A 15,123-nucleotide genomic window follows, 5' to 3' on the forward strand; every position below is an offset into this window, starting at 1 on the left:
AGTAAAACTATTAATTGTTTTGCGTAGCCCAAGTATTTTTTATATGCTGTGGCGCATGTCTTCCATCCGCCAATTCCGCACTGCCCTGGCGGCCGCCCGCCTCGGCAGCTTTGTGGCCGCGGGCCGCCACGTGGGGTTGACCCAGGCGGCCGTCAGCCTCCAGATCAAGAACCTGGAAAGCGAGCTCGACGTCCAGCTGTTCGAGCGCCGCGCACAGGCTGCGGTGCCTACCCCGCACGGCCGGCAGATACTGGCCGAACTCGAAGACCTGGTGGCACGCTACGAGCAACTGCTCGCGCAAAGCGGCGATACGCTGCGAGGCAGCCTGCGCATCGGCACGCTCGTGTCGTCGCTGATGGGCACATTCGGCACGGTGCTGGCCCGCATCAAGCGCGACTATCCGGACCTGCACATCACGTTGCTGGCCGGCCAGTCGGCCGACTTCGCGGCGCGCGTGGCAAGCGGCGAGCTCGATGCGGCGGTCGTCACCGAACCTCCCCATGGGGTCGACCCCGCACTGGTCTGGACCCCGCTGTATCAAGAGCCGCTGGTTCTGATCGCCGCGCCGCGCCTGCGGCGCAAATCACCGGCCTCACTGCTGGCTTCGGAACCCTTCCTGCAGTTCGACCGCACACTCTGGACCGGCCACCTGATTGCGCAGGCCCTGGCCCGCATGGGAGCCGCCCCCAATATCATCCTGGAACTGAATTCCATCGAGGCCATCGCCGAACTGGTGCGCCAGGACTACGGCGTGGCCGTGGTGCCGTTGCTGGCGAACGCCAACTGGCGCACGGGCAAGCAACTGGCCGTCAAGCCGCTGCCGGGCCCGCCCATCCTGCGTCGGGTCGGTATGCTCGAAAGGCGCCGCCATGGCAAGTCGTCGATTACCGGCACGCTGCGCGGCGTGTTTGCGGAAACGTCCGGCTAGCGCGCCGGATTCTGCGCCCCACCATCAGATTGGTCCGAAAAGGCCGGGCAGGGTAAAGGTCAGGCAGGCTCTTGACGGCAGCCATGGAAAATCCGCGGATCATCCCGCCCCGGCACTCGTGCATCGCATTGCCATGCAAGCCAAACCCCTGTCCATCCGCGAGCGCGATTGCCTTTACTGGTCGGCCCTGGGCAAAACCAGCTGGGAAACCGGCATCATCCTGGGCGTAACCGAACGCACGGTGAATTTCCACATCGGCAACGCCTGCAGCAAACTCGGCGTCTACAACCGCCGTGCCGCGGTCGCACAGGCCATGCGCCATGGCCTGCTGCCCTCGCTCACCGATTGATCCTGACGGCGTGCACGAATTCCTGCGCCCGTTCGCGCGGCAGGCTCTCGGGCGAACCGGCGGCCACGGCGTCGATCAGCATCGTGTCGGTCACCCACACCCGAGCCAGCAGCCAGCCCGCCTGCTTGCCGGCCTGCCCGTGTATTTCGATATCTTCGCCGGGGGCCGGCATCGGCTGGGGCGGCGTGGCGCCCAGGTTGGCATACAGCGATCGCGCCAGCGCCTCACTCAGGGCCGCGCGCGCGGCCGGGTCGCTGGCCACCGATTCCGGCAGCCGCGCGTGCCCCACGGCGAACATGGCGCCGTCGACATCTGCCATGTCGAGCGTAAACCGCAGCGGGTGTCCGCCCAGGTTGATATCGCGGGTCTGTGTCTGTACCTTGGCCGGGAACGCGGCCCGAACGTGGCCGTCGGCCACATCCATTTCTCGCCAGTTGTAACTGGGGGAACAGGCCGCGACCAGCACCGCAATGGCCAGCAGGCGGGGCAGGCGCGCCGAAAACAGGCGGAACAACCGGGAAATCATGGTAATGCGGCCTCCGAGAAGCGTCCGGGCGAATACTGCGATTGTCGCCCATTGCGGCCAGCCCGGGGTTCGGCGGATTGTCCCTGGCGCCAGTGCAGGATCCCCCGGCACGAAACCCCATCAGCCCGTAAAATCCGCGCTCAATCCCAGAATATCCATATGACCGTGACAGATACCGCCGCCAGCCGCTTGGCCCGCCTGAAGGACCGCACCGACCTGCTCGCCCAGACCCTGCGCGGCATCGAAAAAGAGGGGCTGCGCGTCGATGCCCAGGGCCGCCTGGCCCGCACCGCGCATCCTTCCGGCCTGGGTTCGGCGTTAACCAACGAGCACGTCACGACCGATTATTCCGAAGCCCTGCTCGAGCTCATCACCGGTACGCATGAGCGGGTCGAGCCCCTGCTTGCAGAGCTCGAGAACACACACCGGTTCGTCTACGGAGTGCTCGACGGCGAATACATCTGGAACCAGTCCATGCCGGCCTCGCTGCCGCCCGAAGCCGACATACCCATCGCCTGGTACGGTACGTCGAACACCGGCATGCTGAAACATGTGTACCGTCGCGGCCTGGCGGAACGCTACGGCAAGGCCATGCAGTGCATCGCCGGGGTGCATTACAACTTTTCGCTGCCCGATGCCCTCTGGGACGAACTCGAGCCGGGGCCCCTCTCTGCCCAGGAACGCCGATCGCGAGGCTACATCAGCCTGATCCGCAACTTCACACGCTACTCGTGGCTGCTGATGTACCTGTTCGGCGCCGCGCCCGCGCTGTCGCGCAGCTTCATGGCAGACGATCCGCACGACCTTCAGGCGCTCGACGCCCATAGCCTGTACCTGCCCTATGCCACCAGCCTGCGCATGAGCGACCTGGGCTACCAGAACAAGGCGCAGGCGCAGCTGAAGCTCTGCTACAACGATCTGGGTACCTTCCTGGGCCGCCTGTACAGCGCCGTCACCCAGCCCTGGCCCGATTACCAGGCCATCGGCACGCATCGCGACGGCCAGTGGATCCAGCTCAACACCAATGTGCTGCAGATCGAAAACGAGTACTACTCGAGCATCCGCCCCAAGCGCGCCACGGGCCGCTGCGAACGCCCGGTCACCGCGCTGGCCGAACGGGGCATTCAGTATGTCGAAGTGCGCTGCCTCGACATCGATCCCCAACAGCCCGTGGGCATCGCCGCCGACACCGCGCGCTTCATGGACGCTTTCCTGCTGTTCTGTGCGGCGTCCGACAGCCCTTACTTCTCCCAGAACGGCTACTGCCAGCGCAGTGCCGACAATTTCTCGCTGGTGGTCAAGGAAGGCCGCAAGCCGGGCCTGAAGCTCGACCGCGAAGGCCTGGCCACGAGCGTGCCGCAGTGGGGCCACGAATTGCTCGACCAGATCGCGCCGTACGCCGCGCTTTACGACCAGGCGCTGGGCGGCGACGCCTATGCGCGTGCCCTGCAGGCCCAGCGCACCAAGCTCGACCATCCCGACCAGACACCCTCGGCCCAACTGCTGGCCGATCTGCGCGACAGCGGGCTGTCCTTCCAGGACTATTCCCTGCGGCTGAGCCAGCAGCACGCCGAGACTCTGCGCGCCGCGCCCCTGCCTGCAGACGTCGCGGCTGAATACGCCGAGGCGGCGCGCCAGTCACATGCCGAACAGGCGCGCCTGGAACAATCCGACGAGGTCGATTTCGATACCTACGTCGCGCGCTACCACGCCGCGTTGAAGGCGCCCACCCAGAACTGAGCCGCACCCCCGCCCGGTCATTACGGCCCCGTCCGACAACCTCGAAGCGCATGTCGCCATCGCGGAACAGGCGGGGCGCATCGCGTCCCCGCCGGAGCGCTCCCGCCGTCTGCGCCCGTCGGCGCGCTGCGTCCGGCGGCGGCAGTGCGCTTCAAGCCGCCCGCACGGGCCGCAGCCATTCTCGGTGATGTTGCTCGATGTGCTCCTGGATGAACCCGGCCAGCGTGCGCGTCGCCATCGATGGAAAGCGGTTCGGCGCCGTCAACAGATATATGGCGTCTCCCACGCCTTCTGGTTCGAACTCGGGCAACACTTCGCACAGCAGCCCGTCACGCAGTTCCTTCCAGACCGCATATCGCGGCAGCAATGCAACTCCCAGGCCGGCCAGAACCGCCTCGCGCAGGAACGGGTAATCGCCGGATTGCAGCCTCGGCGCCACGCGCAGCACCAGGGGCACCCCGTGCGGATGCATCAGGCGCAGGTCGAAGCGACGCCCCAGCGACTGCGGCGCGATCATCGAGCAGCGGCCCAGTTGCTCGAGCGTCTGCACCGGATGGCCCTCGTGCACGAAGCCGGGCGTGGCGCACAGCGTCCATTGGATGGCGCAGAGCCGGCGCGCGACATGGTCCTCCGGGGGCGCGGAAGTGATCTTCAGCGCCAGGTCGACTTCCGCCGACACGAGGTCCCCGATGTTGTCGTTAATGTGCAGGCGCAGCGCGATGTCGGGGTAGCGCCGCGCGAATTCCATCAGTACCGGCGCCAGGTACAGATGGCCTAGCCCGGTAGGCAGCCGCACCCGCACATCGCCGCGCACCGTGCCGCCCAGGCTGTCTATCGACGCTTGGGCGGCGCGCATCTCGTCGAGCAGGCGCACGCCATGCTGGTACAGCAGGCGGCCCGCCTGGGTCAGTTCGACATGGCGCGTGGTGCGGCGCAACAATTGCGCTCCCATCACCAGCTCCAGGCGCTTCAGACGGTGCGACATGTTCGACCGGGTCATGCCGCAGCGTTGCGCCGCCGCGCTGAGATTGCGCGATTCCACCATGGCCACGAACAGGCGCACCAGGTTCAGGTCGGGAATATTGTCAACCATGGTTCACCATTACAGGCACAGTTCGACGCATTGTCGAATGCGGCCCGGCTGCCTACCATCGGTGAATACGCCCACAACCCCACATCCGCCATGTCCAGTGCAGCCTCCCACTCATCGTTGCTCCTGCCCTTCCAGGGCTTGCGCGTGCTCGACATCAGTCAGGGCATCGCCGGCCCCTATTGCGCGCAGATTCTCTGGCAGCAAGGCGCGGACGTGGTCAAGGTCGAGCCGCCCGACGGTGACTGGGGCCGCCACGTGGGCGTGGTGCGAGGCGACGACAGCGCCCTGTCGATTGCCTACAACGCCGGCAAGCGCGGCCTGTGCGTGGATGCCCGCCAGGCTGACGGCCGGGCTCTGCTGGGCCGGCTGGCCCGCCAGGCCGATGTGCTGATACAGAATTTCAGGCCAGGTGTGGCGGCGCGCATTGGCGTCGACTACGCCGAGCTTGCCACCGACCGGCCCGAGCTGGTGTACGTATCGATCAGTGGCTATGGCCCGGATGGCCCCTACGCCAAGGCCCCCGCCTCGGACTCCGTCATGCAGGCCGACAGCGGCCTCATGGTGGCGAACCAGACGCCCGATGGGGAACCCCGGCGCATCGGTCTGCTGATGGCCGACATCGCCACGGCCCTGTATGCGGCGCAGGCCACCAGCGCCGCGCTGTACCGCCAGGCGCGCGGCGGCGGTGGCAGCCATGTAGAGCTGAGCCTGTTCCAGGCCTGCGCCGCCCTGCAGGTACACGACATCGTCGCGCACGCCATGGCAGGTGAACGGGTGGCCGGCCCCGTCAGTGCGCCCAATGGCGTGTTCGAGACGGCCGACGGGCGGCTGTCCGTACTCGCCCTGAACAACGACCAATTCGCACGCCTGTGCCGCGCACTCGATCGGCAGCAATGGCTTGAAGACCCCGCCTATGCCGACAACGCCAGCCGCCTGGCCCGCCGCCATGAGCTGCACGACGCACTGGCTGCGCAACTTCGCGAGCAGCCCTCCGCATACTGGATCGAGCGTCTGGCGCGCGAAGACGTGCTGCATGCACGTGTGCGCGATTACGACGACCTTGCCTCGCATCCGCAGGCGCTGCACCTCGGCCTGTTCGAATCGCTGGGCCAGATGGGCGGCGCGCCGCTGCCCTACGCCCGCGTCCCTGGGCTGCGGGCCCGCCGCGAGCTGGCCCCGGCGCCGGCCATTGGCCAACATTCCACACAGGTGCTGGCCGACTGGGGCGTCGCGCAGTCCGACATTGACGCCATGTTGCAGGCCGGCGTCGTCAGGCAGGCGGAGCTGACATCGTGATGCGCGCGCTCGTCTGCGAACGCCACGGCCCGGTGTCGGACGTGAAGGTGCAGCATATCGACACCGCTCCTGCGCCCGGCCCGCACGAAGTCACCGTCGAGATCGAGCATGCAAGCGTAAGCCATGCCACGCGGCTGTTGATCGAAGGCACCTACCAGAGCCGGCCGCCCCTGCCGTTCGTGCCGGGCACCGAAGCCGTGGGCCGCATCAGCGCCTGCGGGAGCGGCGTCAAGCGGCTGGCCGTGGGCGACCGGGTCGTCGCCGTGGCGCGCTGGGGCTGCTACGCGCAGTACCTGACATTGCCCGAATACACCGTATACCCGGTGCCTGACGAACTCGACTTGCTGGGCGCATTGCCCGTGCCCATATCGTATGGCACCGCCTATACCGCATTGTTGTGGCGCGCGGCGCTGCAGCCCGGCGACTCCGTGCTGGTGCTGGGGGCCGGCTCGGGGGTGGGGCTGGCGGCCGTCGAAATCGCCGCCCTGCTGGGCGCTACGGTGATCGCCTGTGCCAGTACCGACGCCAAGCGGCAGGCGGCGCTCGACGCGGGCGCGGCGCATGCCCTGGCCGCCGACGCCGACATGGCGACAAACGTCAAGGCTCTGACGCGCGGAAACGGCGTGGACGTGGTCTTCGACGCCGTGGGCGGGCCTGCCTTTGAACGCAGCGTCAGAGCGGCGGCGCCCAATGGCCGCATGTTGTCGATCGGCTTCGCGAGCGGCCAGGTTCCTGATGTTCCGTTGAACCTGCTGCTGGTCAAGAACCTGACTCTGCACGGCTTCTTCTACGGCCGCTACCTGGGCTGGACCCCGGCCGACGAACGCATCGCGCATGCTCCGGCACTGCAGCGCGCCATGCACACATTGCTGGACTGGGCCCGCACGCGACGGATCCGGCCCGCAGTCACGGCGGTGTATCCGGCCGCCGATCTTGCCGCCGCCCTGGCTGCGCTGGAAACCCGGCGGGTCATCGGCAAGGTGGCGCTCAAAATAAATTAGGAGACGTCCCATGTTTGCCCAGTTTCATCCTTTACGCCACACCATGGCCGCCCTGGCCACGGCCTGCCTGGCCATCGCGCCCCTGGCCGCGTCCGCGGCAGACTCGTTCCCCGATCGGCCCATTACCATGGTGGTTCCTTATCCGCCCGGCGGACCTACCGACACCGTATCGCGACTTGTGGCCGCCGAGATGTCCAAGACAATCGGGCAGAACGTGGTCGTCGAGAACAAGCCGGGCGCGAGTGGCATGATAGGCGCCGACCTCGTGGCGCGGGCCAAGCCCGACGGCTACACCTTCCTGGCGAACGCATCGCTGCACGTCATCAATCCGTACCTGTACAAATCGATGCGGCACGATGCGTTCAAGGATTTCGCCCCCATTACGCAATTGGCCGATGTGCCCCTGGTGCTGGTGGTGCCGGCAAGCTCCAGCGTGCGCACCGTGCAGGACCTGGTGAAACTGGGCCAGTCGCAGGCGCTGAACTTCGGTTCTGCCGGCACGGCATCGGCACAGCAGCTGGCGGGCGAATCATTCAAGGTGCGCAGCGGCCTGAAGATGCAGCACGTACCCTATAAGGGAAGCGCTCCGGCCCTGACCGACCTGGTGGGCGGGCAGATCCAGCTGATGTTCGACTCGATGCCATCGGCCATGCCCTTCATCAAGTCAGGAAAGCTGCGCGCGGTGGCGGTCACCACACCGCAGCGCGTGGGCGAGCTCGCCGACGTGCCCACCATGGCAGAGTCCGGCTTTCCGGGTTTCGACATCAGCACCTGGTACGGCCTGTGGGCGCCAGCCGGCACGCCGCCCGCCATCGTGGACAAGCTGTCGCAGCATGCGGCGCGCGCGCTGCAGCAACCCAATGTGGTCGCCCAGTATGCCGGGCTCGGCGCAAAGCCGGTGGGCTCCGACCCTCAGACCTTTGCACGCTTCACGGAGTCCGAGGGCAAGAAGTGGCGCGACATCGTGACGGCTGCGCAGATCCAGCCGCAATAACGAAGGCGGGGCGCGCGCTCAGTCGCGCGGCGCGTCGCTGGTCGAGCGCTGGCGCGCGGTGCCGCCCGCCGCGCTCAGGTTGTACGCCGTGTTCACCAGCCCGATGTGCGAGAAGCCTTGCGGGAAATTTCCCACCAGCCGGCGGCGCACCACGTCGTACTCCTCGGCCAGCAGGCCCAGGTCATTGCGCAAGCCCAGCAGGTGGTCGAACAATTGCTCGGCCTCGTTCAGCCGCCCCTGCATGATGTAGGCGTCGGCCAGCCAGAAACTGCAGACCAGGAACACGCCTTCATCGCCTGGCAGGCCATCGTCGCTGTGTTCGGTGTTGTAGCGCAGCACCAGGCCGTCGCGCAGCAGGGTCCGCTCGATGGCATCGATGGTGCCGCGCACGCGCCTGTCATCGGCAGGCAGGAACCCGACTTGAGGAATCAGCAGCAGGCTCGCATCCAGCGCCGTCCCGCCGTAGTACTGGACAAAGGAGTTCAGGCGCTCGTCATACCCGTTCGTGCAGATATCGTGACGGATCTGTTCGGCCAGCGCGCGCCAGCGCGCCACGGGCCCGTCCAGCCCGAAGCGTTCGCACGACTTGATCGTACGATCGAGCGCCACCCAGCACATCAGGCGTGAATGCGTGAATGCCCGGCGCGGTCCCCGCATTTCCCAGATGCCGTGATCATGCTGGTGCCACAAGTCTTCGAGCGGCTTCAGCAGCACCTTCTGCAGACGCCAGGCTTCGGCCAGCGGCGCCAGGTCGGCCACCCGGCCGGCATGCAAGGTCTCGATTAGTTCGCCGTAAACATCAAGCTGCATCTGCCCTGCGGCGCCATTGCCGATGCGTACCGGCGCGCTGCCTTCATAACCCGGCAACCAGGGAATCTCGTTTTCGGCCAGCCATCGTTCGCCGGCGATGCCGTACATGATCTGCAGCTGATTGGGATGGCCGGCCGCCGCGCGCAGCAACCATTGCCGCCAGGCTTCGGCCTCTTCGCGATAGCCGGCGTTCAGCAAGGCATACAGCGTCAGGGCAGAGTCGCGCAACCAGCAGTGGCGGTAATCCCAGTTTCGGCTTCCACCGATTTCCTCGGGCAGCGAAGTCGTGGGGGCGGCCACGATGCCGCCGGTAGGCTGGAAAGTCAGCAGTTTCAAGGTGATCAACGAACGCACGACCGCATCGCGCCGTTCGCCGTCGCCATTTTCCCAGTGGCAGCGCTTGGCCCATTCATGCCACCAGGCAATGGTGCGATCCAGGCTTTCCATGCGGTCGGGCACGAAGTGCGGCGTCTTGTGCGACCGGTGGTACGACAGGGTGAAAGGCACGGTCTGGCCTTCCTGCACCGTGAAGCAGCCGACGCTTTTCATGTCGCGGCCTTCCATCGGAACCGCCGTGTGCAACTCGACCGCATCGGGGCCCGCAATCGCGCTGAGCCCGTAATCGCGCCGCCGCACCCAGGGTACGGCCTGGCCATAGTTGAACCGCAGCGTCAGCTCGGTATGCATCTGGACGCTTCCGCGCTCGCCGCGCACGATGCGCACTACGTCGACTCGCTCTTCGTCGTCGCTCAAGGGCATGAAGTCATAGACGCGCACCGCGCCGGTATCCGTCTCGTGGCGCGTCTCGATCACCGCCGTGTCGGGCAGATACCGGCGCTGCGCGGTGCCCCGGGGTTCAGCCGGCGCCAGCAACCAGCGCCCGTGGCTTTCGTCGCCCAGCAAGGCGGCAAAACAGGCCGGCGAATCGAAATGCGGCAGGCACAGCCAATCGATAGAGCCATCGCGCGCCACCAGCGCCGCCGAGAGCATATTTCCGATCAGGCCATAATCTTCAAGGGGCTTGGACATGGCTCAGCCTGCCCCGCGGAAACCGGGGTACAGCGTCATGCCGCCATCGACAAACAGGGTCGACCCCGTGACATAGTCGGACTCGTCTCCGGCCAGCCACGCCACGGCGCGCGCCACATCCTCGGGCTCGCCGATCCGGCCATACGGAATGAGCTTCAGCAACTCGGCCAGGCTCTGCGGCGTGTTCCAGGCCGGCGCATTGATGGGGGTGCGAATCGCGCCGGGCGCCACCGAATTCACGCGGATCTTCATGGGCGCCAGCTCTTGCGCCAGTGACTGCATCAGCAACGACACCCCGCCTTTCGACGCCGCATAGTTCACCTGGAACGCCCAGGGAATGACTTCGTGCACCGAACTGATGAAGATGATGTTGCCGGCGCTGCCCTCGGACGGCGGCGCAGGATGCCGCTTCAAGAATGCGCGGGCCGCGGCCCGCGCACACAGGAACTGACCCGTCAGATTCACGTCGATCACCTGCTGCCACTGCGCCAGCGTCATGTCCTGGATCGGCGCCGGCTTTTCAATGCCGGCATTGTTCACCAGGATGTCCACCCCGTCGAAGGCGTCGTGGGCAATTCCGAACAACTGCTCCACATCTTCTTCGCGGCTGATATCACCCGGCCCGGCCACCGCTGCGCCGCCAGCCCGATTGATCGCATCGACCACCTCGGCGCCGCGCCGCGAGGATTCGTCGTTGGACCGATGATTGACCACCACCCGCGCGCCGGCCGCTCCGAGCTCCAACGCCACGCCTTTGCCTATGCCCGAATTGGCGCCGGTGACAATGGCGACCTTGCCGGACAGATTTACGCTATGCCGCATGCTGTTCTCCTTGCGGCGCGCAAGTGCCGGGGCCAGCCGTGCGACGCCGGTTGTCGCTCGCACCCAGCCCAGCCCGGTGTACGAAGCAGCGTCCCGCCCGACACTGCCCTCCCGGGGAGTGCACCCGCTAATGGGCAGGCTCACGGGCCCTCAGAGAGGCCGGCTGCGTCCGCGCCCCATGCGCGCGCCTGGCGCTCAGCAGCACGCCGCATGCCCGGGGCGCGCGGGCCGAAGGGTGCACACCGACTTGCCTGCGGCCGGAGCCCGCAGGCGCAACTTCTACATGCCCGGGATGCGGCCGTCCGGGTTGATGCGTGCGGCCACGCCCTTGATATCGAACAGCGCCATCCGCATTGTTGTATCCCGCGCCTCCATGGTGCACGACGACGGCGCAGGCGCGGGCTTCTTGCCATTGAGTATCGCCGCCTTCCACGCCTGTCCCGGCTGGGGGCTGCACCACAAGCGCGCCGTTCGGCAGCCGCAGCGACGGAACCCAAGTCGCGCCCCAGCCGCCGACGCCCTCTGTCGCTGGCCCTTCCGGCCCGGCTGCAGTACTATACTTTGCATGCCAACTATCTTCCCGGCCACGCCGGCGCCCGACCTGCCGGCGGCTCGTACGCGCTTTGGCCTGCTGCTGGGCGGCGTGTTCCGGCAATGGCGCCGGCAGGTAGACCTCAGCTTCAAAGACCAGGGCCTCACTGACGCCACGCGCATGCCCCTGCTGGTGCTGTATGTGCAGGGCGAGCCGCTGCGCCAGAAAGACCTGGCCAATGCCCTGTTCCTCGACACCTCGTCGCTGGTGCGCGTACTCGACCAACTGCGCAAGGCCGATCTGGTCGACTGGTCCAGCGACGCCGACGACCGGCGCACCAAGCGCATCGCGCTGACGCCGGCAGGCCGGCAGGTCGCCGCGACCATCCTGGCCAAGAGCCTGGAAATCGAACGGGCCATCCTGGCCGACCTCACGCCGCACGAACTCGACGTCACGCGCCGCGCGCTCGAGAAAATCTCGCGCCGATTCTGTCAGCTTGAAGGCGCGCCATGAAGCGCGCACAGCGTTCTGAATCTCTCGCCCGCCCCCATCCTGTTGCCCGCCCAGATAGCCGATGAAACTCAACACTTCACCCTACGGATGGGTGAGTTTTGCCATGATAGTGGGCGTGATGGGCACCGCGCTCATCAGTCCCCTGTATGCCTTGTACAAAGAGGCATGGCAGCTGCAGACCAGCGATATCTCGCTCATTTACGTCGTCTATATGAGTGGGGCGCTGTGCAGCCTGCTGTTCCTCGGCAGGCTGCCGGACAGGCTGGGCTTCCGGCCCATGATGCAGTGCGGCCTGGCCCTGGTGGTGATCGGCACATTCGGCAGCATGATCGCCCGGGACATGACCAGCCTGAGCATCGGCCGCTTCGTCGTGGGCGTTGCGTCGAGCCTGGTCACGACCAGTGCGACGCTGGGATTGGCGCGCCTATCGCGCGCCAGCAACGTCCAGCGCATAGCCATGATCACAGGGTTCCTGCTCGCCTTGGGATTCGGGCTCGGGCCGCTCGTGGGCGGCCTGATAGGCCAGTGGGCGCCCTCCCCCCTGATCACCACCTACGTCCCCACGCTCATCCTGGGCACACTGGGCCTGCTTGCGCTCTGGCGGCTGGAACTGCCGCATGACGACAAGCCGGGCCAGGACAGGCGTTGGTCGTGGCGCGACGTCCTGCCGAAACTGACATGGCCGGAGCCAGGCCTCTCCCGCGCCTTCATCCTTACGTGCTGCCTGCCCTTCCTGGCATTCGGCGTGTTCGGCATGTATGCCTCGATGGCGCCGCTGTTCCTCGACCAGCTGGTTCCCTGGCGCGGGCCCGTCGTCAGCGGAACCGCCATCGCCCTGATCCTGTTCGCTTCGGCCTCAGTCCAGGTCCTGGCCGGACGCATGCCCACGCACTGGTGCGGCGCCGCGGGCCTGGGGCTGCTTGCGTGCAGCAATCTCATGCTCATGGTCAACCTGTGGACCAGCTCGACCGTACTGTTCGGCCTGGGAGTCCTGACCACGGCCATGGGCCACGGCATGTGCATGCTGGCCGGCATGAGCATGCTTGCCCGCCTGGCAACGCCCAGCACCCGGTCGGGGCTGATGTCGACGTACCTGGTCGTAGGCTATGTCGGCGCCATGGCGCCGACTATGGGCATAGGCTGGATCGCCGACTACTGGGGCATGGACGTCGCGGTGTGCGCGTTCTGCATCATGGTGATCGCGCTCGGTGTGACCACGGCGGTGTATTTCCAACGGCAGCCTCAGATGCGGGCGGCCGCGGGAGCCTGAGCGCCCCCGTCAGTGCGCGACAGCGCGATGGCCTCTTCGAGCATGTCCAGCCGGTCCTGGCCCCAGAACAGTTCTCCGTCATATAAATACGAGGGAGAGCCGAACACCCCGGCCGCCACCGCCTCGTCGGTATAGCGGCGGTATTGCTGCCCCACATCCGGCTGGCGGGCCGCGTCGAGCAGCGCTGCGTCCAGGCCCTGTTCGAGCAGGATCTCGCGCAGCGTGGCCGCGACCGAGATGTCACGTTCCTCGCACCATTCGGCGCGCAGTATCGCCTTGTACAGCCGCGCCACGGGCAGGCCGCGCGCATCGGCGGCGATAACCACACACGACGCCAGGCCTGCATCGGGGCACATATGCGCCGGCTCGATATTCAGGTCGATCTGCAGCTTGCGGCACCAGCGCTTCAGTTCCGTGACGCGATAGGCCTGCCGTTGCGGCGAGCGCTGCCCCAGCACGATGCCGCCGGTGCGGGCATAGATACTCGGCAGGTCCACGGGCTTATAGTGGATGCGCACCTCGCGCCTGGCCGCCAGGGCCTCGAGCCGGTCGGCGCCCAGGTAGGCCCAGTCGGAATTCATCCAGAAGTAATAGTCCAGGTGTACTTGCATTGCGCGTACCTCATGAACGGCACTCACGGGCCGGAGCGTGCCCGGGCCTGCGCGGGTTCTCCGCCCCCGCCCTGCATGCAAGACGATTATGCTGACATGCGGTGCGCAGCGCCATGGCCGCGGCGTCATACCAGCTATTCCAGTTGGTCTGCCGGAACGCGTCAGCCCCGGTGGCGGGCACACGCCCGGCCCGGGGTCGTGCCCCGCCATGCGCTACACGGCGGGTACACTCGCAGGCACCGCCCCTGTGGCTGAACCGGCAGCCTGCGAGCCCGTGCCTACGCAACCCGATTCCACCGAGGCCGCGCCCCGGCGCGCCAATCGATACGACCGCATGGAATGGGCGGGCGCGTTCGGCGACCTCGGCACCCTCATTCCTTTCGTTGCGGCCTACATCGGCGTACTGGGCATGGATCCCTTCGGCGTACTTTTCGCCTTCGGCACATCCATGATTGCATGCGGCCTGTATTACAAGACGCCATTCCCGGTGCAACCCATGAAAGCCATCGGCGCCGTCGCCTCGATCCAGGCCGTGCAGACGGCGATGGTCACGCCTGCAGCTGTCTGCGCCGCCGCGCTGGCCACCGGGTTGATCTGGTTCATCCTCGGCGTCAGCGGCCTGATGCGGCGCATCGCCAGGCTCGTACCCGCGCCGGTAGTCATCGGCATCGTCCTGGGTCTGGGCATGGGCTTCATGCTGCAGGGGGTGAAGATGATGCACGACGATTGGGTCGTCGCCGCCATTGGCCTGACCGGTACGTTGATGCTGATGGGCAATCGCAAAGTGCCGGCCATGTTCGTGCTGCTGATGTTCGGCGCATTCATTGGCGGCATGCGCCAGCCCGAATTGCTGACCCGCCTGAGCCAGGTATCCATCGGGTTCACCGCGCCCGACTACCCCCTTGCCGACCTGACCTGGAACCAGGTCTTCGTGGGCGTGGTCCTGCTGGCCCTGCCGCAGGTTCCACTGACGCTGGGCAACGCTGTCATTGCCATCACGCAAGAACACAACAAGCACTTCCCGCAATGCCGCATCACTGAAAGCAAAGTGGCGCTCTCCAACGGCGTCATGAACCTGTTCAGCGGCTTCGCCGCCGGTGTGCCCATGTGCCATGGCGCAGGCGGCCTGGCCGGACACCTTGCGTTCGGCGCCAGGACCGGCGGCTCGGTCGTCATTCTGGGCGGCGTCTTGCTGGCGCTTGCCCTATTCTTCAGCAGTTCGGTCGAAGCGCTGTTCCAGCTGTTTCCAACCGCAGTATTGGGGGTCGTGCTGTTCATCACCGGCATGCAGCTTTCGGCTGGAAGCAGCATGCTGCCGGCCAGCCGCGGCGAGCGCTGCGTCGTCCTCGTATGCGCGGCGCTGTGCATCTGGAACGTCGCGCTCGGCTTTCTTGCCGGCATCGTCCTGCATCACGTCCTCAGGCGTGGCTGGGCACGGCTGTAGCCTGCGGCCCTCCACTGAATCCTCGACCAGGTATCAGCTTATGACCCGGCCGCCAATAAACAAATAGAAGAAATATGTTTGGGTCGGCGAAGGGGAATCCATAGACTGTAGCGCTGCCCGACACCTTGCCGCGACGAAACGCGAGCGGCCAGCGGGCCTCGGCAA

General features: G+C 66.6%; 15 protein-coding genes. 9 read left to right on the forward strand and 6 right to left on the reverse strand.

Going from position 1 to position 15,123, the window contains the following annotated elements:
- Positions 1-55: 55 nt before the first annotated feature.
- Both ACV17W_RS11400 and ACV17W_RS11405 read left to right on the forward strand, forming a co-directional pair.
- A complete protein-coding gene (locus ACV17W_RS11400; protein ID WP_462592447.1) occupies positions 56-928 on the forward strand; it encodes a LysR family transcriptional regulator in 873 nt (290 codons plus the stop codon).
- A gap of 133 nt (positions 929-1,061) precedes the next feature.
- Positions 1,062-1,277, forward strand: coding sequence for a LuxR C-terminal-related transcriptional regulator (locus ACV17W_RS11405; protein ID WP_462592448.1), 216 nt, complete (start codon positions 1,062-1,064; stop codon positions 1,275-1,277).
- Here ACV17W_RS11405 and ACV17W_RS11410 read toward each other — a convergent pair.
- Positions 1,267-1,803 (reverse strand): hypothetical protein, encoded by a 537-nt coding sequence (locus tag ACV17W_RS11410; RefSeq protein ID WP_462592449.1) that lies wholly within the window; start codon positions 1,801-1,803, stop codon positions 1,267-1,269. The two genes, ACV17W_RS11405 and ACV17W_RS11410, sit on opposite strands and share 11 nt — an antisense overlap.
- A gap of 165 nt (positions 1,804-1,968) precedes the next feature.
- On the opposite strand from ACV17W_RS11410, the gene gshA reads away from it, so the two are divergent.
- Complete coding sequence (gene gshA, locus ACV17W_RS11415) at positions 1,969-3,543, forward strand: glutamate--cysteine ligase (protein ID WP_462596529.1); 1,575 nt, start codon at positions 1,969-1,971, stop codon at positions 3,541-3,543.
- A gap of 151 nt (positions 3,544-3,694) precedes the next feature.
- On the opposite strand, the gene ACV17W_RS11420 is transcribed toward gshA, so the two are convergent.
- A complete protein-coding gene (locus ACV17W_RS11420) occupies positions 3,695-4,636 on the reverse strand; it encodes a LysR family transcriptional regulator (RefSeq protein WP_462592450.1) in 942 nt (313 codons plus the stop codon).
- A gap of 90 nt (positions 4,637-4,726) precedes the next feature.
- Here ACV17W_RS11420 and ACV17W_RS11425 point away from each other — a divergent pair, with 90 nt between their 5' ends.
- Genes ACV17W_RS11425 through ACV17W_RS11435 form a run of 3 tightly spaced genes read left to right on the forward strand, consistent with a single transcriptional unit; the run spans position 4,727 to position 7,927 of the window.
- Positions 4,727-5,932: a CaiB/BaiF CoA transferase family protein gene (locus tag ACV17W_RS11425; protein WP_462592451.1), complete on the forward strand. Its 1,206-nt coding sequence runs from the start codon at positions 4,727-4,729 to the stop codon at positions 5,930-5,932.
- Positions 5,932-6,933, forward strand: coding sequence for an NADPH:quinone oxidoreductase family protein (locus tag ACV17W_RS11430; RefSeq protein ID WP_462596530.1), 1,002 nt, complete (start codon positions 5,932-5,934; stop codon positions 6,931-6,933). The genes ACV17W_RS11425 and ACV17W_RS11430 overlap by 1 nt, the downstream gene beginning before the upstream one ends.
- 10 nt (positions 6,934-6,943) lie before the next feature.
- Positions 6,944-7,927 carry a Bug family tripartite tricarboxylate transporter substrate binding protein gene (locus tag ACV17W_RS11435; protein ID WP_462592452.1) on the forward strand — a complete coding sequence of 328 codons (984 nt, stop codon included), beginning with the start codon at positions 6,944-6,946 and terminating at the stop codon, positions 7,925-7,927.
- Between the two features lie 18 nt (positions 7,928-7,945).
- On the opposite strand, the gene ACV17W_RS11440 is transcribed toward ACV17W_RS11435, so the two are convergent.
- The 3 genes from ACV17W_RS11440 to ACV17W_RS11450 form a co-directional block, all read right to left on the reverse strand.
- Positions 7,946-9,766 (reverse strand): glycoside hydrolase family 15 protein, encoded by a 1,821-nt coding sequence (locus tag ACV17W_RS11440; protein ID WP_462592453.1) that lies wholly within the window; start codon positions 9,764-9,766, stop codon positions 7,946-7,948.
- Positions 9,767-9,769: 3 nt separating this feature from the next.
- Complete coding sequence (locus tag ACV17W_RS11445; protein ID WP_462592454.1) at positions 9,770-10,588, reverse strand: glucose 1-dehydrogenase; 819 nt, start codon at positions 10,586-10,588, stop codon at positions 9,770-9,772.
- Positions 10,589-10,867: 279 nt separating this feature from the next.
- Positions 10,868-11,050, reverse strand: a complete 183-nt coding sequence (locus ACV17W_RS11450) for a hypothetical protein (RefSeq protein WP_462592455.1) — start codon at positions 11,048-11,050, stop codon at positions 10,868-10,870.
- A gap of 103 nt (positions 11,051-11,153) precedes the next feature.
- Here ACV17W_RS11450 and ACV17W_RS11455 point away from each other — a divergent pair, with 103 nt between their 5' ends.
- Positions 11,154-11,633: a MarR family winged helix-turn-helix transcriptional regulator gene (locus tag ACV17W_RS11455; RefSeq protein WP_462592456.1), complete on the forward strand. Its 480-nt coding sequence runs from the start codon at positions 11,154-11,156 to the stop codon at positions 11,631-11,633.
- Between the two features lie 61 nt (positions 11,634-11,694).
- Positions 11,695-12,903 carry an MFS transporter gene (locus ACV17W_RS11460; protein WP_462592457.1) on the forward strand — a complete coding sequence of 403 codons (1,209 nt, stop codon included), beginning with the start codon at positions 11,695-11,697 and terminating at the stop codon, positions 12,901-12,903.
- Here ACV17W_RS11460 and ACV17W_RS11465 read toward each other — a convergent pair.
- Positions 12,876-13,514 (reverse strand): DsbA family protein, encoded by a 639-nt coding sequence (locus tag ACV17W_RS11465; RefSeq protein ID WP_462592458.1) that lies wholly within the window; start codon positions 13,512-13,514, stop codon positions 12,876-12,878. The two genes, ACV17W_RS11460 and ACV17W_RS11465, sit on opposite strands and share 28 nt — an antisense overlap.
- 274 nt (positions 13,515-13,788) lie before the next feature.
- On the opposite strand from ACV17W_RS11465, the gene ACV17W_RS11470 reads away from it, so the two are divergent.
- A complete protein-coding gene (locus ACV17W_RS11470) occupies positions 13,789-14,958 on the forward strand; it encodes a putative sulfate/molybdate transporter (RefSeq protein ID WP_462592459.1) in 1,170 nt (389 codons plus the stop codon).
- Positions 14,959-15,123 lie beyond the last annotated feature (165 nt).

This window comes from Bordetella sp. MIP270_01_BMS (assembly GCF_054958705.1).